We start from the raw sequence: 24356 nt of genomic DNA, 5'->3' as shown, positions 1-24356 counted from the left end.
ATTTTCCGTATAATCAGCCGGGCAAATGAGTCTTTACCCGGCCACCAGGCGGAAAGCCATGGCAAAATTATCTTCTTAAAATATATTTAGTTGTATATAAAACCGAAACATTGTTTTTTATATGGATAAAATATACCCCTTCAGGCTGATTCCCAATATTAATAATGACTTCACTTTTTTTATCCAGGCCATCAAAATGATATGGCCCACAGATATTCTGCCCGAGTAAATTGCTGGCGCTGACTATAGCTTCTTTGACACCGGGTTGGAAAACAAGGTGTAAAGTTCCATCTCCGGGGTTTGGATAAATACGGCAAAGTTTCCCGGTCTCATCTCCTTCAATACCATTACAGGCTGAAAAATCGAATATCACATTAACAGTTGCTTCTAATTGGCATCCTGAAGGATTGGTAACGGTAACCGAATGGGTTTGCATATCAAATCCAATACCTGTCGTAGCCACCAGGATCCAACTTTCGGTCGAACCATTGGACCAAACGTATTCTGAACCGGGGTTTCCGGCGTCAAGCACCACTGTGTCATAAACGCAAATAGTAGTGTCCCCGAAACCAAAGTCAATAAAGGGGACAGATCTGACATTTATGGCTACAGAGCCCTGTACAGAGTTAAATCCATCATTGACGGTACAGGTGTATATGAAAGCCCCTGGCATCTGGGGTGTAATTACAGGGTTTTGTATTGTAGAAGAAAAACCATTGCTGGAAACCCAGCTATAAGTGTAAGTTCCTGAACCGCCTCCGGCAAGTGCAAAGAGTTGTGCCGACTCGCCAAAGCATATGTCCTCATCGGAAACCGATGGATTAATTGCAAGGGCATCACCCGAAATAATGACAGTCATCTGGTCGGGAGCGGCTGCCTCGCAACCAAAAGTCAGATCAGTCACATACAGGGTAAAAAGAGTTGTGGCGAACAGGTTGAAAGTGTGTGGTTGGGCTATATCCGGATTCACCAGTTTATCGGCAGGTTCCCAGTGATAGGAATAAGAACCGCTGCCGCTTGTGGCGGAACCCTGCAGGACCGTGGTGGTACCATGTGGAATGGTGATATCGTTACCAGCCTCCGGGACAGGTAGTTGATGGACATTAACAGTAGCATTACCAGTAATCACGTTGTATCCGTCATTAACTAAAACGGTGTATGTAGTGTTTTGCGTTGGGGTCACCACCGGGTCGGGAAGGGTTGAGCTGAACCCGGCTGGATTTGAACTCCAGAGGAATGTATAGCTTCCGGATCCCCCTGAAGCCAGGGATATTAATTGAGAAGACTCCCCGGCGCAAATGGCAGGCGGATATGCTGCAGGGTAACAACCTAAAGGACCTCCTGTTATGGTAACCAAAATATCATCTGTATCGTAACATCCTCCCACATTGTCAGTAGTGGTAAGGGTAAATAAGGTAGACTCGGTAAGATTAACGGTTGTTGGCTGCTGAATATTGGGATTTGTGAGTTTGTCTGCCGGCTCCCAGGAATATTGGTAATCACCTGACCCTCCTGAAGCCTGTCCGTTCAGCGTAGTAGTTGTTCCATAGGCAATAGTCTGATCAGTACCGGCATTAGTTGTCGGAGAAGGGTTCACTGTAACTATTGCCTGGCCTGAGGTTTGCCCTGTACAATTAATATCTTCGAGGTAAGTAAAGGCATACGTGGTTGTAGCGGTCGGGTAAACCGTAACTAAATATGGCGATGAATTGGCGGCAACTGTCTGAGGATCGGCTCCGTTGGCGGTATATGTAATACTCCATGGTGGCGACCCTGCCAGGGTAAAGGTTAACCCGGCCGATTCCCCCGCACAAATAGTATTTGTCCCGCTTAACGTTCCGGAAGTGGCCGGATAAGTTTCTGCTATGAGATCCATAAAAATAAGGTTCCTTTCACAATGAATATCTTCTACTTTGGTGAAAGTATAAGTCGTCAGACCCGTCGGAAAAAGAAAAATCGTATCCACAGGGCCATAAAGGTTAGTCGCTTCAAAATTATTCGACCCATCATTGTAATAGACTTTGAAAGGTCCCCAACCCGTGAATTGCATAAGTGCATAAGCAGGGGTACCCGGGCATACAGTCGTATCCGCGCTTAAAAGTGAGGCTGTAGGCAGATTGTAAATGATCACGGTTGAAATCGCCGGGTCGCTGCTCTGGCCATTAACGGTAATGATACAAGAATAATCTCCTGCATTTGCGGTAGTCACATTTGGGATCACCGGATTTTGCTGGGCAGAAAGAAAGCCAGCCGGGCCGCTCCACCAATAGGAAGCATCAGGAACAGTTTCAGCATAAAGATTCAAAGTTTCCCCAACACAAAGAGGTCCGTTGTTTGACACCGGGGGAGGTAAAATAGTACAGTCGGTGCTCCCGCTTCCACCGGTTTGTGAAAAAGTGATTTCGCAGGGATCCTGGGAATAGTTGGTGATCAGAAGGATATAATACTGGCCTGTCTGACCGTTTGGGATAACACAGTACTCAGTGGGGTAAGGCGAATAGCTGCAATCAACGACCGTGGATTCGGTTAGTCCATAAGGACAGGGAGCAAAAGGATCAGTGAAAGGCCCCCAGCAAATGAAATCAATATCTACCAACGGCGTGCTGAACATATAAATCGTGATCGGTCCCGGGTTATCGATCAGCATATGGTACCAGGCAGGTGCAGGCTGCGTACTCAGGCAAAAATAATAAGGGCCATACTCAGCAGATCCTGTTGTGCCGGCGGGGAAAGTATAAATAGAGCCTGTACAGAAAGGTTCGGAAGTTTCACAGAGCAGGCCTTGTCCGCTTAATTTGACAACTGCCAGGAGAGATAGTCCCAGCAACAGGAATATCTTTCTATTCATGGCCATTATTTTTTTTGAATTTGTCGAATTTACCCATCCATACTGATTTCTCTCCTGCAGTCATATCCTGGTTGGCTTTATCTGCCTTTTCTTTTAAGTCCTTAAAAAGGCAAGTGATTTCTGCCTCTTTATATTGATAAAAGGCCTTAAACCAAATCTGATCATTTTCAATATCAGGGTTAAGATTAACCACCATTGAATCTTCATAAGTAAGGTTCATAAAATAGATCCTTTCAAACCTGTCGCCAAGTTTTGTCAGGTCTATTACATAATAATCATAATCATCTTCTGAATAATATAAAACTGAAAACCTGTCACCAAACTCTTTCTGGTCAAAAACAAAAGGGAGTCCCGGAAGCTTTCCGCTAACCGGTTTGTCAGCATCAGACTGGCCATTTGAAGCCAGGAACATGACCGACATTAATATTAATAAGACTATTCTCATTGTAGTAAAAGTATTTTTTTTGATGATGGTCCTGTTTTTGAACAAGCGGGCTAAGATATAAATAATATCAAATCAGGTTATTGAATTTGAATCACTCACTAAAAAAAAGTTAATTAAGCACGACTTTTTGAATGTGAATAAAGCGATCATGAATAGCCCTTAGCACATAAACTCCTTTTGGGTATTTTGATAGATCAGCAACAATTAAAGATTTTCCCGGCATTAAATTCCCCAGGTCATTTCTATAAACAACAGCGCCCATTGGATTTATGATCTGCAATTCAGAAAATCCTCCACTTTCTTCCAGGTCCACATTGATAAGGCCCGCAGAAGGATTTGGATAGACTTTAACAGTCGGATAAGTCTTGTATTCTTCTATTCCAAAGCATGCGGCGAAATCAAAGGTTACCGTCACACTGTCAGCATATTCGCAGCCTTCGTTATTCGTGATTTTCAAATACAGTGTCTTGACAGTAAAACCAATCCCGGTTGTCGCCAAACGGACAGATGCATCAGTGCTGCCATTAGACCAGTAATAAGAAGCCCCGGGAAAAGTATGGTTGGGTTCAAGGGTAACCGTATCTGCCGGACAGGCAATGATCTGTGGTCCGCCAAGAATGAAAAATATCGGTGAGGGAGCAACATATACAGAGATATTTGAAGACAAAGTGTTATATCCATCAAATATTTCAACGGTATAAACATGATTTCCCGGGATCAGCGGGCTGATATCAAGCGTTGACACCTGGTTATTATCCACTTTTAATAAGTCTGTTCCATAATACCATGTATAGGTATAATTGCCTTGATCTCCGCCAAAACCATAGGCTGTAATTACGGTGGTTTCACCTTTACATATCGTATCATCCTGTACTGATAAAGTGACCCCAAGTGGCCCTCCTTCAAGCGATACAATAATAGTATCAAACAGGCTGACACATTCGGAATTGGCATCAATGGCCCTGAACCTGAATAGTGTAGTCTGGTATAGGTTTTTAGTTGCCGTGTTTTGAGCTGTCGGGCTAATAACCATATTTGCCGGTTCCCAGAAATATTCATAAGATCCGCTTCCTCCGGTCACCGTGCCGTATATGGTCGTACTGGTCCCATATGGGATGGTCTGATCAGTTCCGGCATTGGAAACAGGAAGCGGGTTTACGTTCACCGTTGCCGCAGCTGAGGCGTCATTGTTATAAGGATCACTGATTGTAACGGTATAAATAGTTGTTACCAAAGGAAATACCGTAGGAGATTGAATGTCAGAAGTAAATCCAGGAGGGTTGGATATCCAGGAGTAGGTATAAGGTTCAGTCCCTCCAAATCCGGTAGCAACAAGTTGTGAGGATTCACCGGCACAGATTACGGGGGGATGCGATGCAGCCTGAACCCCTATAGGACCACCGATCTGCTGCACAAAATATGGGCCTGCAAGTGTATCACAGCCATAAGTGTCGGTAACCAGCAGGTAATAATTTCCCGAATAAACATTATGCAGTTCGGAGTCAGTACCCATAGCATTATTGCTTTCGTCAGTCCATAGAAATACCAGGGGTTCGGTGCCGCTAATCACAAGGCCGGTAATATGGCCGTTGTTAGCTCCGTAATTGGCGCCAGTGATCAGAATTCCCGCATCATCCACCTGCGGTTCGCCCGTTTGATCTATAAAATAGGGCCCGCCATCCGATTCACACGTGTTGTTATCGCTTACCTTCAGGAAATAATTGTCACTGGGGACATCGATAAGATCCAACTGGGTACCGACCGTATCGCCCGACTCATCAGTCCATATATAACTGTAAGGCGGGGTTCCTATAATTTGTAATCCTGTAATGGAGCCATTAGACAACCCGCAGGTTGCCGGTTGGATATCCATTGAAAATTCGTTGATGACGGGAGCACCGAGGTCAACAGCAAAGACGATGGTATTCCCCAGGGCAAAATTATTACAGGCATCATAGACGAAATTCAACGGTACCAGTTGCACGGAATAATCCCCATCGGAATTAATGGGCCGGTCGATAATTAATGTATACCGCTTTTCCATTTCACCACCAAGCAGGCAGGTCTCACCCTGTGCATCAATTACGGTGTAAGGGCCGCCAGGACCGGCCAAGAGAAAATCCGTCGGATTAACTGACTCACACATCACATTTTCAGAAAATTCGACGATAATTTCCGTGTCGCCGCAAGTGATTTCATCCGCAAGCACAGTCTGGAGCGAAGGTCTTACATTATCGTAAATGCTGGCGGTGGAAGCGCTGAAATCGAGGGTATAACCTCCCTCAGGACTCCCCCAGTTTTCAACAACGAGCACATAAGTCCTGCCTTCAAGAACTGGCATGTCTATATTCCATTTGCTGGTACCAGCCTCACCACAGTGATTGCAATTGGACGTACCTCCATTTGCCGTGCTGATGCCCGTATTGCCGTTATAAGTTAGTGAACCATAGGCATTACAGCTCTTCTGCATCAGGTTATACTTGGAATAGATATCTGAACATCTTAGTTCAGTAAGATCATAAACAGCCCAATCGTAATCGTCAGCATCAATGATAGGGTCGATAGTGAGCCGTAGTTGGCCTGCCACCTGGACAGTAAAAATATACCAGACACTGTTTTGTTCCCCATCCAGGCAACTCCCAGGACAATCATATTCGCACTGGGGATTTGGATTATTGTATATTTCATTATGGTAGTTACCATCTCCGTAATAGGAGTCTTCCTCAACATAAACATCCTGGCATACGGGAATCGCTCCCATACAATCCTGTACTGTAGGCGTCTGGGCGTGAGTAAGTGAAGAGTGAAGAGTGAAGAGTGAAAAGTGAAAAATGAAGACTAATGCATATATAAATTTAGTATTGATAGCTTTCATAAGCAGAAAGGTTAATGAGTCAGATGCTCCATCAAAAGTAGATATTTTCCAGTTAAAAAAGATTAAAAAAAATGAATGAAAAAGGTAAATACAATTTCATTTACCAGCCGGATGCAAGCACATCAATGATATGAATGGTTTTTAACGGGAGTTGATGTTTGCGGATGAACCCATCAAGATGAATAAGGCACGAAGCATCCGTGGAAACGATATATTCAGCCCCGGTGTCAAGCGCATTCTGAACTTTTTGCTGGGCCATAGCAGTTGAAATGGGTTCATTTTTGACAGAAAAGGTCCCGCCAAAACCACAACAGACTTCACGATCTTTCATTTCAACCAGCTCCAGCCCCTTTACATTCTCAAGCAATATCCGGGGTTCATTTCCAAGCTTATATTCCCTCAGGGCAGCACAGGAATCATGATAGGTAACCCTATGCTCGAAAGTTGCTCCCAGGTCAGTTACCTTTAATTCATTGACCAGAAAATCAGTAAACTCGATGATATTTTTCTGTAGCTGCCTGAATTCAAGATGCAGCCCGGTGTTGTGGAAAAGTTCCCCGTAATAATTTCTGACAAAACCTGCACAGGAAGCTGATGGTACAACTACGGGGCGGTTATGGTTAAATTCGAGGATGAATTTCTCACCAATTGCCTTGGCATCATCCCAAAACCCGCTGTTAAATGATATTTGTCCGCAGCAAGTCTGGTTTTCATTATAATATACATCGATCTCATATTTTTCCAATATTTTGATCATGTTAAAACCAGTCTGCGGATAGATCTGATCAATAAAGCAGGGAATAAAAATGTCGACGGTCATCATAATCAAAAAAACCTGACAGGTTTATCAGGCAAAGTTATAAATAATCGGTGTTGCTGGCTTAAATCTTTTCAACATCAAATACTGCAGGTAAAGCCAACGGATTCGAGGTCTTTCCAGAACCCCGGGTAAGACTTACTGACAACTTCCGGATGTTCAAGATTTACTGCGAAACCTTTCAAAGCGAGACAGGCAAATGTCATGGCTACCCTGTGATCCTCATAATCTGATGTGAACAGGTCGAAAGGATCTTTCAAAAAACCGGATAACACCCATGTTCCGGAGGGCTCTTCCCGGAGGATAATGCCTGTTTTATGAAGGCCGGCTGTAATTGCCTCAATCCGGTCAGACTCCTTAATGCGCAGCCGGTCCATGCCGGTAAATATTCCATTTACACCTGCAACGCCGCAGGCAAGAATCACCGGTAAGGCCAGATCAGGGAAACCATTGAAATCAGCCTGGAATTTATCGTGTACATGTTTCCCCTTTATAATCCTGATGCCATCTTTTTCCTCAATGGTGTCCACTCCCAGTTGCCCGAAAAATGTAGCTACCTGCTGATCACCCTGCCGGCCTGACTTGCGCAATCCAGGGAAAAAAACCTCTCCTTTCTCAGCCATGGAGAGCATGCAATACCAGAATGATGCAGCGCTCCAGTCGGGTTCGACTTCAATCTCCCTATTTATTGACGGCTTATTATAAACGTGGATTGCATTTTCCTGCACGATCACCTGAACGCTTAATTCCGTAAGTATCCCCGTGGTCATTTTCACATAGGGCCATGACACCGGTTTTCCGGTCAATTCAAGGGTTAAACCTTCCTCAAGCTTAGGTGCCAGTAAAAGCAATGCTGTGAGAAACTGGCTGCTGACAGAAGCATCCAAAGTGATTCTTCTGCCACTGATAGTCCTTCCTCTGATAAGTAATGGCGGAAACCCGACTCTATCGAGATATTCAATGTCGGCACCGGTTTCACGCAGTGCGTCCACCAGGGCACCGATCGGCCTTTGAACCATACGTTCATTTCCTGTTAACAAATAATGTCCACGTGTAACCGTCAGCAAAGGCAACAGGAACCGCAAAACAGACCCTGCATTCTTGGTATCGACCCGGAGCAGGCCGGTATCGCCACGAAGCTGGTACTGCCTGATCAGATCAAGTAATGACGATAAGAGCACGGTATCATCGGCATGGGAAAGGTTCTTGATACTAAGTGCCGGACCATAGCAAAATTGGAGGATAAGCAAACGATTTGATATGCTTTTAGATGTGGGAAGCCTGATCTCACCGAAACAACTTCGGTTTGCTTTAGTAATCCTTATCACTGTTGAATTATATTGTTATGATATTCGAATGAATTGATGAGGTTTGAATGATTAACCAATATACCCAGGGAAGGTTTCCCCAAACATTCAAGCAAGGAAAACCCAATCCCATTGTCGGTTTTCTTCTTATCGTAATTAATTATTTTTACCAATTGGTCAAACAGATTTTCTCTTAAAGGTTTTAAGTCGAAAAAAGATTTGATCACAGCTGAAATCTCGTCCAGCTCTTCCGCGCCCAATCCTGCCATTTCATATGAAATATAAGCCTCACATATCATCCCGGTGGCGACTGCCTGACCATGCAACATTTCATCCTCGCCCCGGATATTAGAGATGCTTTCCAGGGCATGCCCTACCGTATGTCCAAAGTTAAGCATTTTTCTGGTGGACCGGTCTGAAGGATCTGCTGCAACTATCCGGCATTTGAAGTTAACGGTTTCGGAGATGAGGCGGAAGATATGTTTATTCTCCGGGGTGCCATCTTTTTTCAATAGTTCCCAGAATTTATGACCTGAAAGAGCGGCACATTTGATGATCTCGGCAAAACCTGATTTAAAATGAATTTCAGGCAGGGTTTCAAGAAACACCGGTATGCTAAAAACCGCTGCCGGGTCATAGAAAAGGCCGGCCTGGTTTTTTATCCCTGAAATATTTAATCCGGTCTTGCCGCCAATGGCAGCATCAACCTGTGCTATAAGCGAAGTGGGAATATTGATATAATGCATCCCTCTGTTAAAGGTTGCTGCGGCAAACCCACCCAGGTCGCTGACCACCCCACCGCCGAGGTTTATGAGCAATGAATTATGACCGGCGCCGGCTTCCATCAGCCAGGTCCATATTCTTTCAAGACTTGATAAATCTTTAGACCGCTCACCTGGTGAAATCGAAAACAAAGGTCGTTCAGCCAACAGGGGAACATTATCTTTCAGAACAGGCAGGCAATGGCTATGTGTGTTATTGTCTGTAAGAATATAAATTCCCCCGGAATTCAGAAAGGGTTGCAGGACCTGATCAATTTCACGCCATAGATTAAAACCAAGATAAACCGGATAGGTTAAAGATTCAATTTTAATATTGGCAGGTTGTTTCACATGCAAAGATTTATTTTATAATACCGGGTCAGCCACCGAAAGCGGCCAGGAGCAAGTCAATATCCTGGAAAGGCAGATTGAAAGAGTCGCTTATGCTTTGCCTGGTCAGGATTCCCTTAAACAAATAAACTCCCTTACAAATGCCACGGTCACGGCGGATCAGGTTATCGACCCCTCCTTCTTCACCGATGCGCAGCATAACCGGTGTAAAGAAATTACTCAGCGCGTAGGAAGCAGTGTGTGGTACCTGGGAGGCAATATTGGGCACACAATAATGAATGATATCATATTTTTTAAAAACCGGGTTCTGATGGGTGGTAATGCGAGAGGTTTCAACACATCCCCCCTGGTCGATACTGACATCGATGATGACTGCCCCAGGTTTCATATTTTTTACCATGTCTTCAGTGATGATCACCGGTGTATGCCCCTGGACGCTATGAATGGCGCCAATGACGATATCTGCCGTAACCAGTGCATTCATCAGCACTTTGGGCTGGATAATAGAGGTGAAAATGCGGTTCTGGATATTCACCTGGAGCCTGCGTAACCGGTAAATAGAATCGTCAAATACCTTGACTGTAGCACCCATCCCTAAAGCTACGCGGGCAGCATTCTCTGCTACAGTTCCGGCGCCAATGATAACCACCTCCGTCGGGCTGATACCGGAAAAACCGCCCAGCATATTACCTTTTCCGTATTCAGGATCGCTCAGGTACCGGGCGGCAAGCATAATGGATGCATTGCCCACGATCTCACTGATCGTCCGCCTGACGGGGAAAGAACTGAACTGATCCTGTATGTATTCATGTGCAAAGGCAGTGACCTTTTTGCGGATGAGGTTCCGGAAGTAGGAAACTTCACGGTTACTCTGGTTCAAAGCTGAAAAGATGACCTGCTTCTCCATCATCATTTCTATCTCTTCCTCAGTTGGGGGAGAAACTTTCAGGATAATATCGCCCTGGTATACTTCCTTATCAGAATAAACAATCTGACCTCCGGCCTCACTGTATTCATGATCATGGAACCTCGCTCCAGAGCCGGCATTCGTCTCTATCAGAACAGTATGTCCGTTTTGTACCAGGAGGCTAACGGCTTCCGGTACCAGGCCAACCCTTCGCTCCTGGTGAGCAATCTCTCTCGGAATTCCAATGGTCAGCCGGCACCTCTGCCGCTGCACTTCCAGCATTTCTTCCTTGGGCATCAAGCTTTCGGAATGCGAAAACTTGATGAAGCTTTTCTGATTCTGATCCATGTCAGGATGTGATTGGTGTTTGACTAATTTTTAACGGTGATGATCATTTTCCGGCCTTCATCGTTTTCGTTTTTCGTAATGGCTATGTATACGTATGCCTCAGGTAAAAGTTCCTCTATCTTGTCAGCCCATTCCAGAAAACAATAATAACCGCTGTACAGGTATTCTTCATAACCAATGTCCAAAACTTCTTCCAGTTTTTTAATCCGGTAAAAATCAAAATGATAAATCAAATCAATTCCTCCGGCTTCATATTCATTGACAATCGCAAAAGAAGGGCTGGTCACGTCATCGTTTACGCCGAGAACATGGCACAATGCTTTGATCAGTGTGGTCTTTCCGGCCCCAAGGTCACCATATAAGGCAAAAACCCGCTCTTCAGGATATTCATTAAGGATCTTACGTGCAATATCAGGCACTTCCGAAAGAGTAATATTCTGGAAAACAAGATCTTTCATTAGAGAAAACGTAAAGATCAAAGTTAATACAAGTTTGCTGATTTTGCAAATTGTCTCACTTCGCTTTCAGATACGCCACCGGCACAAGGATCTCCTCCAGGGAAATGCCTCCATGCTGGAAAGTATTACGGTAATAATTCACGTAATAGTTGTAGTTGTTCGGATAAGCGAAAAAATCGTTCTTCCGGCAAAAAATATATGTCGAACTTACATTAGTCCTGGGAAGGAATGCATCGTGTGGATTCCGCACCTCAAAAACTTCCTTGTAATTGTAATTCAGGCTCTTGCCGGATTTATACCGCAGGTTTGTCGTAGTATTTCGGTCACCCACCACCTTCACAGGATCCTGCGAACGAACGGAACCATGGTCGGTCGTAATGACCAGGTTTATCTTTTTTTCCGCAAGGTATTTAATGATGTCAAATAAAGGTGAATTGTTGAACCAGGAAACCATCAGCGAGCGGTATGCTTTTTCATCATCGGCCAGTTCCCGGATGATTTCCATTTCTGTGCGGGCATGGGAAAGCATATCGACAAAATTGTATACGATCACCGTGAGCTTATTATTAATCAAATTGGGAACTGTCTCTAGAAGTTTTCTCCCGGCAGTCAGGTTTAATACCTTTTGGTATGCATATTTGACATCTTTGCCGTGGCGTTTTAATTGCTCTCCAAGTAATTCTCCTTCAAACTGGTTCTTGGTGCCTTCTTCCTCCTCAGAAGTCCAGTATTTGGGATACTTTCGTTCGATCTCAAGCGGCATTAGGCCGGCGAAAATGGCATTGCGGGCGTATTGAGTGGTTGTTGGCAGGATGCTATAATAAATTTCTTCTTTTTCAACCCTGAAATACTCTTCCAGGATAGGCTGTATAGCTTTCCACTGGTCATATCGGAGATTATCAATGAGGATTACAAAAAGGGACTCATTACTGTCCATCAAAGGGAATATCTTTTCCTTGAAAAGATTGGGCGACATAACCGGGTAATCTTTTACCCTGCCATTGACCCAATTGAGGTAATTATTCTCAACATATTTGGAGAAAACCTGGTTTGCTTCGTTCTTCTGAAATTGAAGCACCTCCTGCATGCTCTCATCGCTCGATTTTTCCAGTTCCAGTTCCCAACGGGTGAGGCTCCGGAATATATCGACCCAGCCTTTGTGATCAGGGTTATTCGAGATGTCCATGCTGATATTCCTGAATTCCTGCTGGTAGGAAGATGAGGTCTTTTCACTGACCAGTTTTTTGTTTTCCAGGTTTTTTTTCAGGCTCAGGAGAATCTGGTTCGGCTTAACCGGTTTGATCAGGAAGTCGGCGATATTGGATCCAATGGCATCTTCCATGATCGACTCCTCTTCACTTTTAGTGATCATGACCACAGGCAGGTTAGGGTATTTCGTTTTTATTCTTTCCAATGTTTCTATACCTGTAAGACCTGGCATATTTTCATCTAAAAAAATTATATCATAAGGCCTGCTAAATATCATTTCAAGCCCTTCATCACCATTGTTTGAAGTATCCACCTCATATCCTTTTTGCTGTAAGAACATAATGTGCGGCTTGAGTATCTCTATTTCATCATCAACCCAGAGAATCTTGATCTTTTCCATTTATACCGTTTAAGTGTCCCGGAAAATTTATTTTTGTACTAATGAAATGAAAATAAACCGGTTTTATTGTATCGGGGAGTGATTTTATAATAAACGCATAAATTTAATACTTTTGCTCCTGCTAAGAAGTTTGTTTTCATATAAATCCAGCACACATGGACATGGAGTTTTCAGCCAGCCAGATAGCAGAAGTTATAGAAGGTATTGTTGAAGGTAACCCCGATGCTACGATAAGTCGTCTTTCCAAAATCGAAGAAGGGGAACCTGGAACACTTTCATTTCTGGCAAATCCAAAATATACACCCTACATATATACTACCCGGGCATCGATTGTCATTGTCAACAAGGATTTTTCACCTGATCAGCCTATCCGTTCGACCCTGATCCGTGTTGAAGATGCTTATACTGCATTTGCCAGGTTGCTGGAATTATATAACAAGATAATTAATGAAAAGAAAGGCGTTTCATCGTTATCCTTCGTGGCAAAATCTGCCGTTATCGGCAAGGATGTTTATATCGGTGAATTTGCATATATTGGAGAGCATGTTGTAATAGGAGATAATGCAAAGATCTTCCCCCAGGTATTTTTGGGCGATAATGTTAAAGTAGGCAGTGATTCGACCCTTTTCGCCGGCGTTGTTGTTTATTCTGATAATATTATCGGTAAAGAATGCACGATACATGGCGGTGTAGTGATAGGCGCTGATGGCTTTGGCTTTGCCCCTCAACAGGATAAAAACTATAAGAAGATTGCCCAGATCGGCAATGTCATTATTGAGGATAACGTAGAGATTGGTTCCAATACCACTATCGACAGGGCTACACTTGGATCTACCATTATCCGTAAAGGAGCTAAACTGGATAACCTGATCCAGATAGCGCATAACGTAGAGATCGGGGAAAATACTGTCATTGCTGCACAAACCGGCATCTCCGGCTCAACCAAGATAGGCAAAAACTGCATGATTGCAGGACAGGTTGGTTTTGTCGGTCATTTATCCATCGGCGATGATGTCAAAATTGGCGCCCAATCTGGTGTATCCTGTGATTTAAAAGACGGATCAATTTTTATGGGGTCCCCGGCCATTGACATCTCCATTCACAGGAGAGCGCTGGTCCACTTTAAAAACCTCCCTGAAATCGTTAAAAGGCTGGATCAATTGGAAAGAAGATTGAACCAACCTTAAACCTTTATTCCTGGTAAGCTGATAATTAGTATCTTTGCAGGATATTATGTTAGATAACCAAAAAACAGTCAAAAGGCCTGGAAGCCTTACCGGAGTTGGATTACACACCGGTAAAGAGGTAACTTTGACCTTCCGGCCGGCACCGATCAATTTTGGCAAAAAGTTCATCCGTATTGACCTGGAAGGACGACCGGAAATAAATGCTGTTGTCGAAAACGTTGTAGATACGGCACGGGGCACCAGTATTGCAGAAAACGGGGCCAAGATACAGACTGTTGAGCATGTTCTTGCTGCAATAGCAGGACTCGGGATTGATAACCTTATCATTGAAGTTGACCAGGCGGAAACCCCTATTATGGACGGTAGTTCCCGTTATTTTATCGAAGCGCTTAACCAATGTGGTATCCAGGAACAACCTGCAGTGCGTGAATATTTCGAATTACGCACCCCTGTATTTTACGAAGAGCCTGAAAACAAGATCGAAATGGTGGCTATGCCCTACCCACGGTTCAAGGTGACGACGATGATAAACTTCGAAACCAAAGTCCTGGGTTCACAGTATGCCATCATGGAAAAAATAGAAGACTTCAGTCATGAAATATCCATTTGCAGGACATTTGTATTCCTCCATGAACTGGAATACCTGCTGAAGAATGAGCTTATCCGTGGCGGAGATCTTAATAATGCCATCGTTTTTGTTAACAGGACTGTTAGCCAGGAAGAACTTAACCGGCTCGCCAAGCTTTTTAAAAAACCTTCGGTAAAAGTGCTGAATGAAGGGATATTGAATAACCTGGAACTGCATTTTGAAAATGAACCTGCCCGTCATAAACTGCTCGATGTAGTCGGGGACCTTTCCCTGCTGGGGAAACCATTGAAAGCACATATCATTGTCCGTCGGCCCGGGCATACCGCTAATGCAAAATTCGCAAGACTGATCAGACAACAACTTAATAAAGACCGAAAAATGAGCCAAGCGCCATTGTATGATCCGAACAAACCGCCGATCCTGGATATCAACCAGATTAAGAGCATCCTGCCCCATCGGCCACCTTTCCTCCTGATCGATAAAATCATCGAAATGACTGAAAACAGAGTCGTTGGAGTGAAAAATGTAACGATGAACGAGCCATTCTTTGTAGGTCATTTCCCTGATGAACCGGTGATGCCCGGCGTGCTCCAGGTGGAAGCCATGGCCCAGGCAGGCGGTGTATTGGTCCTTAGTACCGTCCCTAATCCGCAGGATTACACTACTTTGTTTCTTAAAATTGACCAGGTCAGATTCCGGCAAAAAGTTGTACCCGGTGATACGCTGATTTTTGACCTGAAACTTGCCGGGCCAATCAGGAGGGGCATTTGCCACATGGAAGGCGTTGCCTATGTTGGTAATAAAATTGTTATGGAGGCCGTACTAATGGCTTCAATCGTGGAAAAAGGAACCAATAACATAGCAAATCCAAAGAAATGATCCAACCGTTAGCATATGTTCATCCCCAGGCCAAAGTAGCCAATAATGTGATCCTCGACCCATTTGTTACCATTGAAAAAAATACCGAAATCGGAGAAGGTACCTGGATTGGCCATCATGCCACCATTATGGAAGGGGCCAGGATCGGAAGAAATTGCAGGATCTTCCCGGGAGCAGTAATTTCTGCCATCCCGCAGGATCTGAAATTCGACGGGGAAGAAACCACCGTTCATATAGGTGATAATACCACTATCCGGGAATTTGTCACTGTAAATCGCGGTACAAAAGCCAGTTATAAAACCGTTATCGGAAAGAACTGCCTGTTGATGGCTTATGTTCATGTAGCACATGATTGCGTAATAGGCAATAACGTGATCCTCGCCAATGCAGCCACCCTCGCCGGGCACATAGAAATCGATGATTATGCTATCGTTGGCGGATTGGCAGCTGTACACCAGTTTGTAAAGATCGGGGCCCATTCCATGATTTCAGGCGGCGGTATGGCCAGGAAAGATATTCCACCTTATACCAAAGCAGCACGTGAGCCCCTCTCCTATGTGGGTGTCAATTCTATCGGTCTCCGCAGAAGAGGGTTTACCAATGAGCAGATTAACCAGATCCAGGAAATCTACCGTATCATCTACCTGAAGAATTATAATGTCTCCCAGGCCGTGAATATTATTGAAGCCGACGTGCCGGCCACACCCGAGCGCGATGAGATACTTACCTTCATTGCCAGTTCCGCCCGTGGCATCATGAAAGGATATACCAGTCTTTTTAATAATACTAAAGAGTAGTAGACAGAAGTTGGCAGTAGGCAGTAGTCAGTCAATAAGACAACAAATGACAACCTAACGATTACTTAATGACTACTATCCTGGAACTCAGAACTCAGAACTCATAAGTTTTATAGCCCAAAAACATAAAGCGCCTACTAATGCTGAAGCAGGAATAGTCAGTACCCAAGCTATGACGATACGAAAAGCGATTTTCCATTTTATGCCTGCAAGATTTGTGGTAGAACCAACACCAATAATAGAACCGGCAATGGTATGTGTGGTTGAAATAGGAATGCCAAGTTTAGTTGCCAAAAAAATGGTAAAAGCTCCGGCAGTTTCAGCACAAAAACCATGTACAGGTTTGAGTTTTGTGAGTTTCATTCCCATAGTTTTAACTATTCTCCACCCACCTAAGGCTGTACCAACAGCCATTGCCAGGTGACAAGAAAGAATAATCCATAATGTATCCCAGCTCGAGATAGAAAGTTGACGATCAGGATTAAACATCCCGGCTGCAACTAATATGGCAACAATTACACCCATCGTTTTTTGAGCATCATTGCCTCCATGCCCGAGAGAATACATGGCAGCTGAAACAAATTGACCTTTACGGAACAACCCGTCAACTTTTTTTGGTACCCACTTTCGGAAAATCCAGTATACAGCGATCATCAATCCAAATGCACCTACAAATCCAATGAGTGGTGCTAAAGGAATAAACGAAGCCGTCTGGACAATCTTCTCCCATCGAATGATTTCCGCTCCTTTATAAGCTAAACCGGCGCCTGTCAAGCCACCTATTAAAGCATGAGATGAACTGGTAGGGATTGCAAACCACCATGTTACCAGGTCCCATACAATAGCCCCCAGCAAACCCGCAAAAACGACATATAGAAATGCGGAATCGGCTGAATCTATTATAACAATTTTAGAAATAGTATCTGCTACTTTAGGAGCAAATACAAACATTGCTATAAAATTGAAAAATGCTGCCCAAAAAACAGCTAATCGGGGAGATAATACCCGGGTAGAAACAATCGTTGCAATAGAATTGGCAGCATCATGAAATCCGTTTATAACATCAAAAATAAGTGCAACCGCAACAATCGCAATAACAGGGAGTAATAATGGATCCATCGGAAATAAGATTATTACGACTGTTCTATTAAAATACTTTCAATTGTACCGGCAATGTCTTCACATTTATCCACTGCTTTTTCAAGTCTTTCAAAAATCTCTTTCCATTTAATCAATAGTAAAACTTCTCCTTCTTTAAAAAGCCGCGAAACAGCACTTCGAAGAATTTCATCTGCCTGATTTTCAAGGTCATGAACTCTTTTGCAACACTCAAGTATTTGGTTTTTATTTTTTATTTTTCTTAGCTCTCTTATGGCAACAATAAGTTCTTCAATACAACTTTGAATAATCTTTGAGAATTCCACTGCTTCATACCTGATATCGGTCACATTGTATGCCGATATCCTGAATGCTGCAGCATTTATCTGGTCTGCAAGATCGTCAAGACGTTTGACAAGAGTAAAAATATCATTACGGTCAATTGGGGTAATAAAAGTTTTATGCAATAAATCCGTACAATTTCTGGAAAGTTTGTCAGCATTGCGCTCCAAATCTTTTATTTGCTTGGATAATTCAACCCGTCCCCCTTCATTGTTCATCATGGATAAAAACAGGATACTAATCTGTTTATCAGTACTGATCAACTGATCAAAATAATCAAAGAAGGCGTATTCCTTTGGCAAAAGTCCTCTTAGCATAATCTAAATTTTAAAGGAACGAATGTAAATATCATAAATTAATTATAATAATAATGTTAATAAAAAATTAATTTTTTCATCTTTTCCAGAAAGCCGGTGAAAACAGGACCAGGAAAGCATAGATTTCCAGCCTGCCAATGATCATGTCAATTGTAAGTAAAAACTTGGCAAGTATAGGCAGATGATAAAAATTACTGGCTGGTCCGACTGTACCCAATCCCGGGCCAATTCCTCCCATACTGGTTGCCACTCCTCCGATAGATGTCAGGAAATCCACACCGATGACCATCATGAGCAAAGAGCTGAAAAAGAATATAATAAGATACCAGATATAGAAGGCAATGACAGACCGCAGCTGGTCGCCTGAAATCATGCTTCCATGGTATTTTACACCATAGATCACCCTCGGGTGAAGAAAAGTCTTTACTTCCATGGCCAGGTTTTTTATCATCAGCAAGTGCCGGATCACTTTTATCCCTCCTCCTGTTGATCCGGCAGATGCCCCGACAAACATGGCCAGAAAGATTAAAAACCATCCGGTTGCAGGCCATAGCAGGTAATCGGCTGTTGCAAAACCCGTGCAGGTGATAATGGAAACAACCTGGAAGAGCGAATCACGGAAGGCTTTGTGCAAACCAGTGCCGTGTGTATATAAAATAATGAAAATGACCAGGGTGAATGCCAGGATAATCTGGGTATAAAACCTCAGTTCTTCATTCCTGAGCGCTTTTCTGAAATCACCAACAGAAACCATGAAATGAAGTGTAAAATTGATCCCCGACAAAAACATAAATGCAATGATCACATACTGTATATAGCTGGAATAGCCGGCTATGCTGTCGTTCTGCGTGCCAAACCCCCCGGTCGCGATAGTGGCAAATGAATGGCATACACTGTCAAATACAGGCATCCCACCTATCGTAAGCAGGATTACTTCGGCCATGGTAAGAATGATGTAAATGACGCCAAATCGCTTGGCTGTATCAATAACCCTGGGCCGGATCTCCTCAAAGCTTATCTTGGAAGCCTCTGCACTGAAAAGGTAAATACCTCCGGCTTTCAGTGAAGGAAGGATTACGATCACCATGAGGATAATTCCCATACCGCCCATCCAATGGGTAAGACTTCTCCATAAAAGTATCCCTTTTGATACGACATCAATGTCAGTAAGGATGGAAGCACCCGTTGTAGTGAAACCGGATACTGTTTCAAACCAGGCATCGGCGAAATTCGGAATCGCCCCGCTGATTAGGAAAGGCAATGTGCCAAACAGTGAGGCCAGCAACCAGGTCAGGCTCACTGCAAGAAACCCTTCCCTGATTCCGGGGGTTTTCCTGACTGTTTTCATTGTAACCAGGAATAGAATCAGGCCGGAGAAGCCGGTAATCAATGCTGCCAGCAAAATAGCCCAAAAGTCATCTCCGGAATAAATCAGGGAAACAGGGGTACAGGCAAGCATAAACAGGCTTTCGATCAGGAGGATCAGACCCGAAATATAGACGAGCAACCTGGTATTAAGCCTTCTCATGATTTAAGAGGCTTTATGAAGAAATTCAAAATTCAAAATTAAATCTAACCTTTTAATGATTTCCGGTAGCGGAGTGGGAATTTTCTTCAGGATTGTATTGCATAGCAGGGATTTCCGCATCTCTTCCTTTTTTATGAGGAGTGTGGGGCTGCCATCCGAGAATACCCATCACAGCTAAAAAGCCAACCACGTAAGCCACAGCAACATGCCATCCACCTTTTATATAGTTTACGGTATTCTTAGCTTCAGGGTACATATTCGACAGCGCCACCCCTGCAGAAGATCCGAACCAGATCATTGACCCGCCAAAGCCTACGGTATAGGCCAGAATGCCCCAATCATATCCACCCTGTTCCAGGCATAGTTTGGTTAAAGGTATGTTATCAAAAACTGCCGATACAAAACCCAGGATAAATGCGCTCTGCCAGGAGGCGGGAGGGAGCTCTTCAACCGGCATGAGGGAAGCAATGGTTACCAATGACATCAGGAAGACTGTTCCCATCCAGGCTTTTTTCAGCTCACCCCACGGAGTTTTCCGGAACAGGCTACCAATCAAAATGGCAATCCACACGCCAAGTGCAGGGAAGTCAAGCAGGAAATTGGTCATAATCGCTCCAGCGAGGATCATGGCGACGATAAATATCTTCCACCAGTCAACTTTGACACCGATATTTATTTCACTGATAATAGGTTGAAATTTATGCTGCTGTATTGAGCCGAAAATGCCGAAAATGAAGAAAGCCGCGATCGATGCGACAAATGCATGCAGGACCCACACGGGTTCGACCCCATCGATCCACATCAGGGTCGTCGTGGTGTCTCCGACGACGCTGCCTGCTCCCCCTGCATTGCTGGCCGCCACGATAGCCGCCAGGTACCCGATATGCACCCTCCCTTTGAAAACAACCATGGCAATTGTGCCTCCGATCATGGCTGCTGCAATATTGTCGAGGAAAGAAGATAGTACCATTATCATGAAAAGAAGCACCAGGCCACCTTTCCAATCGTCCGGCAGGAATTTTGGAAGAATTTTCGGGACGTTCGATTCTTCAAAAATTTTAGCGAGAATAGCAAACCCGAATAAAAGGCCGAGCAGGTTCAGCAAAATCCGCCATTCCCCTTCCCTGGCTGCAATGCCAGTGATATGATGGACCAGGTTGAATTGGGGGTCGAAAGCGAATTTAAAGATAAGAACGGCAACAAGGCCGGTCAACGCCACATACATGGTTTTTTTATGGAACAGCGCCACGCAGATGAGAGTGATGGCAAACAGGATAAATTCAACCCTTACCGGGCCAATGGAAGGTATTGCAGAGGAACTTTCTGCAACGGTCATAGCAACTTCACTGAGCAGCATAAAACTATATTTAGATTTTGAGGGATGGTCCAAAAAAAGTAAATTCCGGATCCTTTTTCTGTGCCAATATGGGGCGTAAAGTTAGAGGGGAAAATCGATCAGTCCGACATCAAACATTAAATATTTTTAACCTGGATGATATCGGGTATTTTGCAGGGAAACAGGGAAGCGGGGAAGCGGGGAAAAACTTTATTTGTGCAGGATATATTTCATGGAAACAGGAGTGAGGCCGTTTCCTGCCATTTTTATTAAATATATACCTGCCGGATAAGGTTTTAAATCCAAATTAAATTGCTTATTTGAATCGAACTATTGACCGTGATTCTTTACCGGAATTTGCCCCCAGAATGTATTGTGGGAGCCATTTGTGGATGCGCATTTGGGGGTACAGGGTAGATGCAAAGGTTTGTTGGAAAAGTTGGTGGTTCCTTTTTTACCCCGCCGAATAACGCCGTGAAATTTTTATCGACGGGAATATTTGTAAATAAGTTTAGTAATCTGTGAAATTGGTGGCAATGTTTAGCGACGGTATAAGAAAAAAACCCACGGATTATCACCTTCGAATAGCCTAAAGTACAAAGCGGGAATAGAGTCGATAACATTGTACTGAAAACCTATAAGCGTTATTGTGGTATTTGGACTTACCAATTTAATGTCGGCTACTATGACGTTCGAACGGGAAGTTCTGAAAAAATAATCTGTTGAGAGAACATAATGATAATTGTCGTACTCAATTTTATAAATGTCAGTAGCGCCACACAAATCTTGTGTTTCAAGGATCAGATCATCATCGTTTTCGGTGATCGCCCAATACTGGATATGTTCTATCCCTGCAAGTGTGCAAAGAATTGTATCATTAACGGAGTATGTTTTTTGTAAGGCGTGGCATTTTTTGGTTTGTCTTGATCGTATGTAAAGTTACAACCAAAAAAACGGGAATTCAATAATATATCATAGAAGTTGTTCCGCCATCACCCCGCCATTGTTCGTGTGATGTAATATTTATTTTTGTGATGGTGACTTTTTATATGTTTATACATATATTAACAAACTCTGAATAATATTCTGGGTAAAGACATATTTTATTTTGAATTGTACTATATTTGTAATACAATGATTGAAGAAGAAAAAATTCCTTTTTGACCTATTAACTTAAATCTATTAATTATGGAAAAGAAAACAAGTAAAATCATTACTGGTGTTAAAAAAATTATAAAAGACGTCCGTTCGATATGGAAACCAGAAAAAGCATCTGATGTTAAAAAAAATATAAAAGACGTCCATTCGCCATTGAAACCCAATAAAGCCAAGTAATTGACTTTCCCCCAAATTTTTAGAATCTATTCTTATTTCTCCGCATATAGTACTATTTATGAAATGATATTGTGCGGTATGTAGTTGAAAATTCGTAAAAAGGTCTGGGTTCCATTAAAACCCCATAGCCCGTTAAATGCGAAATAAGTTCTACGGCAAGAAATGCCGCAAGAATGTTCTGGGGCTGGTGATATTCTATAGGTGATGACGGTAGTGCCCAATGTGGCCGTCAAGCCTGTCTGACGGCTCATTGACTGGCATAAAGAAAGCAATAACCCATCATCGTTCATTAATAATACTTCAATGAACATAGTAATGATTAAAATTAGCCGTACCTTGTACCTTTTACATTAAACAATTGATTTTATGTTCTTTAATAAAACATCCATACGATGAAAAATGACAAGTGGGAAAACAGGATGAATCTGGCACTTAATCGATCGAAAATCCCCGATGCAAAACTATTAATGGGGTCAACACTGGGGAAATTTCCTGTAATCCTTGACGATGGCAAAACGATTGTTTATATATTGGATGAAAGCAAGGCAGACGAAACAAGATTAAAGTACAAATTGTTAAGGGAGAGTAGGTTCCCAACCCATTCTGGAAACAATCATTCATAAACTTTTTACAAGGTTTAAACGCTGGAATATGAATGTGTGGGCTAATTCGCGTAAACGGTAAATAAGAATGCAAGCCGCCCCTTTCGCCCAAATGATGCCGTGATATTAATATCAGCGGGGAAATATGACCGTAAAGAGCCAAATTAGCCCCATTTTAATGCGTTTTAAGAGGGGTTTTGATGAAGGATGGAGCCAAGATATTAACTTCCCTATGGCTGTCGTAAATGTCGCTATGCTAATCTCTTTTATATGATACGGGGTTATTTAGCATCAAATATTGCGAATCTTTTAGTTTAAGAATTTCCCGTAGTTTTTCCTGATCCATAGTCGCCCGTGGTCTGGTGGCAAAGCCGACTGATGCGCAGAAAATTGAAATATTTTGAGATACAATGCCAGCATCTTCTGCCGCCCAAACCAATTTTAATGAGTCTTCCCCACGGGAGAACCTTGAAATATCGGATACTAAAAGACAAATAAACGGGGCTTGTGCGAAATTCTCCTGTTTTCCCGCCACCAAAGCCCTATGATCCCCATCGATGTTGAAATCAAGGCAATGTTTATTTGCGTTGTAGAGATAAACGCCAGATTTCATAACGGCATAAACATCAATATCTTGGGCATTCATCGCTGACGGGGCTGTACGCTTTCCAATCTCAGGTCGGTTGATACCGTTTGCAGCCCATAACAGGTCGGACATATCCTGAAGACTCAAACTGGTGGTATCAAATTCACTACTTGATGCCCGCAATGATAAAGCCTTCATAACTGGCAACCCCCTTGTCGTGTCGGGCGGGTTCAAGATGATGGTCTTTGATTCTTGGGCAGCCATTGAATTTACAATGATTGCGAAACAGATGTAAGCGATAATCTTTTTCATAGCAGTTTATTTATAACGTTCAAATTAACGTATCAGTACTATATAAACATACCTGCCTGCATTTTGAGCAGGTATAGATATCCCAGCCCCTTGGGTGCTCAAACGTTGAATGCTCCCTGCACCGTTTCTGACTTACAGTAACACCGTCCAACGCCTGCACAGGGCAGGCTTCAAGGCATAGCCTGCAATTTGGTGGGCATTCGAAATCATCCACGATGGGGTCGGGCTCAGCAGCAGCATCGATCAGAACAGCCCCAATGTAAACAAGATTACCCAACTCCCTGTTTATCAGAAGGGTGTTCCTGCCCAGAATCCCCAGCCCAGCGTTGTATGCGCTATGGCGGAGCGAAATGATGCCCATCCCGTGCTTGTTTTCAGCATCCCAGTGAAGATATGGAACATCCGTTGGAACGGGAACGGCGCGGATGCCCTGTTTCTCCAAGGCAAAGCAAAGGTTCATTCCGATCTTGTCAAGCATATTGTAAAGAATGTGGGCGGTATGGGTATAGACCACTGGATTTTCAGCATTGATGACGTCGGTGGGCATCCGTTTCAAAAAGACCACGACGGATTTACACCTGTCGTAAATATCACGGGGATGGAATCCGCCGGGCGCACCATCAAACCTCTCAGCATTGGCAATGCCGCATTGATCGGCACCAAGACCTTGTGCTGTTGATTTTATTTCCTTTGCTGTTAGCATTGGCGATAGGTTGGCTATT

The 24356-nt window shown here is 43.4% G+C and carries 20 protein-coding genes; 5 read left to right on the top strand and 15 right to left on the bottom strand.

Annotated elements, in window-relative coordinates; genetic code table 11:
* Window positions 1-67 precede the first annotated feature (67 nt).
* The 9 genes from M0Q51_07905 to M0Q51_07865 form a co-directional block, all read right to left on the bottom strand.
* Complete coding sequence (locus tag M0Q51_07905; GenBank protein ID MCK9399900.1) at window positions 68-2848, bottom strand: hypothetical protein; 2781 nt, start codon at window positions 2846-2848, stop codon at window positions 68-70.
* On the bottom strand, window positions 2841-3293 hold the full coding sequence (locus tag M0Q51_07900) for a hypothetical protein (protein ID MCK9399899.1): 453 nt from the start codon (window positions 3291-3293) through the stop codon (window positions 2841-2843). The genes M0Q51_07905 and M0Q51_07900 overlap by 8 nt, the downstream gene beginning before the upstream one ends.
* A gap of 109 nt (window positions 3294-3402) precedes the next feature.
* Window positions 3403-6168, bottom strand: coding sequence for a T9SS type A sorting domain-containing protein (locus M0Q51_07895; protein ID MCK9399898.1), 2766 nt, complete (start codon window positions 6166-6168; stop codon window positions 3403-3405).
* Between the two features lie 100 nt (window positions 6169-6268).
* The gene (locus M0Q51_07890) at window positions 6269-6991 is read right to left on the bottom strand and encodes a (Fe-S)-binding protein (protein ID MCK9399897.1); all 723 of its coding nucleotides are present in this window, start codon (window positions 6989-6991) and stop codon (window positions 6269-6271) included.
* Between the two features lie 74 nt (window positions 6992-7065).
* A complete protein-coding gene (locus M0Q51_07885) occupies window positions 7066-8235 on the bottom strand; it encodes a 3-phosphoshikimate 1-carboxyvinyltransferase (protein MCK9399896.1) in 1170 nt (389 codons plus the stop codon).
* Between the two features lie 74 nt (window positions 8236-8309).
* Entirely contained in the window at window positions 8310-9404 is a 1095-nt protein-coding gene (locus M0Q51_07880) for a 3-dehydroquinate synthase (GenBank protein ID MCK9399895.1), read from the bottom strand.
* A 28-nt stretch (window positions 9405-9432) separates the two neighbouring features.
* Window positions 9433-10659: an alanine dehydrogenase gene (locus tag M0Q51_07875; GenBank protein MCK9399894.1), complete on the bottom strand. Its 1227-nt coding sequence runs from the start codon at window positions 10657-10659 to the stop codon at window positions 9433-9435.
* 23 nt (window positions 10660-10682) lie between these two features.
* Complete coding sequence (gene tsaE, locus M0Q51_07870) at window positions 10683-11117, bottom strand: tRNA (adenosine(37)-N6)-threonylcarbamoyltransferase complex ATPase subunit type 1 TsaE (protein ID MCK9399893.1); 435 nt, start codon at window positions 11115-11117, stop codon at window positions 10683-10685.
* Window positions 11118-11172: 55 nt separating this feature from the next.
* A complete protein-coding gene (locus tag M0Q51_07865) occupies window positions 11173-12726 on the bottom strand; it encodes a PglZ domain-containing protein (protein ID MCK9399892.1) in 1554 nt (517 codons plus the stop codon).
* A 161-nt stretch (window positions 12727-12887) separates the two neighbouring features.
* On the opposite strand from M0Q51_07865, the gene lpxD reads away from it, so the two are divergent.
* From lpxD to lpxA, 3 genes are read left to right on the top strand one after another with little or no spacing between them, the layout of a single operon-like run.
* Window positions 12888-13913 (top strand): UDP-3-O-(3-hydroxymyristoyl)glucosamine N-acyltransferase, encoded by a 1026-nt coding sequence (gene lpxD, locus M0Q51_07860; protein MCK9399891.1) that lies wholly within the window; start codon window positions 12888-12890, stop codon window positions 13911-13913.
* 46 nt (window positions 13914-13959) lie between these two features.
* The gene (locus tag M0Q51_07855) at window positions 13960-15381 is read left to right on the top strand and encodes a bifunctional UDP-3-O-[3-hydroxymyristoyl] N-acetylglucosamine deacetylase/3-hydroxyacyl-ACP dehydratase (GenBank protein MCK9399890.1); all 1422 of its coding nucleotides are present in this window, start codon (window positions 13960-13962) and stop codon (window positions 15379-15381) included.
* Entirely contained in the window at window positions 15378-16178 is an 801-nt protein-coding gene (gene lpxA, locus M0Q51_07850; protein MCK9399889.1) for an acyl-ACP--UDP-N-acetylglucosamine O-acyltransferase, read from the top strand. Before M0Q51_07855 ends, lpxA begins: the two co-directional genes overlap by 4 nt.
* An 87-nt stretch (window positions 16179-16265) precedes the next feature.
* Here the strand turns inward: lpxA and M0Q51_07845 are convergent, their stop codons facing one another.
* The 4 genes from M0Q51_07845 to M0Q51_07830 form a co-directional block, all read right to left on the bottom strand.
* Complete coding sequence (locus M0Q51_07845) at window positions 16266-17297, bottom strand: inorganic phosphate transporter (GenBank protein MCK9399888.1); 1032 nt, start codon at window positions 17295-17297, stop codon at window positions 16266-16268.
* A gap of 14 nt (window positions 17298-17311) precedes the next feature.
* A complete protein-coding gene (locus M0Q51_07840) occupies window positions 17312-17935 on the bottom strand; it encodes a DUF47 family protein (GenBank protein ID MCK9399887.1) in 624 nt (207 codons plus the stop codon).
* 76 nt (window positions 17936-18011) lie between these two features.
* A complete protein-coding gene (locus tag M0Q51_07835; protein MCK9399886.1) occupies window positions 18012-19463 on the bottom strand; it encodes a TrkH family potassium uptake protein in 1452 nt (483 codons plus the stop codon).
* Between the two features lie 52 nt (window positions 19464-19515).
* Window positions 19516-20820, bottom strand: coding sequence for a hypothetical protein (locus M0Q51_07830; GenBank protein ID MCK9399885.1), 1305 nt, complete (start codon window positions 20818-20820; stop codon window positions 19516-19518).
* Window positions 20821-21987: 1167 nt separating this feature from the next.
* Here M0Q51_07830 and M0Q51_07825 point away from each other — a divergent pair.
* Complete coding sequence (locus M0Q51_07825) at window positions 21988-22134, top strand: hypothetical protein (protein ID MCK9399884.1); 147 nt, start codon at window positions 21988-21990, stop codon at window positions 22132-22134.
* Window positions 22135-22526: 392 nt separating this feature from the next.
* Window positions 22527-22757, top strand: a complete 231-nt coding sequence (locus tag M0Q51_07820) for a hypothetical protein (GenBank protein MCK9399883.1) — start codon at window positions 22527-22529, stop codon at window positions 22755-22757.
* A 235-nt stretch (window positions 22758-22992) separates the two neighbouring features.
* Here the strand turns inward: M0Q51_07820 and M0Q51_07815 are convergent, their stop codons facing one another.
* Together M0Q51_07815 and M0Q51_07810 are read right to left on the bottom strand one after the other, a co-directional pair.
* Window positions 22993-23634: a SagB/ThcOx family dehydrogenase gene (locus tag M0Q51_07815; GenBank protein ID MCK9399882.1), complete on the bottom strand. Its 642-nt coding sequence runs from the start codon at window positions 23632-23634 to the stop codon at window positions 22993-22995.
* A 19-nt stretch (window positions 23635-23653) separates the two neighbouring features.
* Complete coding sequence (locus M0Q51_07810) at window positions 23654-24337, bottom strand: hypothetical protein (GenBank protein MCK9399881.1); 684 nt, start codon at window positions 24335-24337, stop codon at window positions 23654-23656.
* Window positions 24338-24356 lie beyond the last annotated feature (19 nt).

The sequence above is a fragment of the Bacteroidales bacterium genome (genome assembly GCA_023229505.1).
In the GTDB taxonomy this organism is placed as follows: Bacteria; Bacteroidota; Bacteroidia; order Bacteroidales; family JAGOPY01; genus JAGOPY01.
This window is presented reverse-complemented; position numbering and strand designations above follow the sequence as displayed.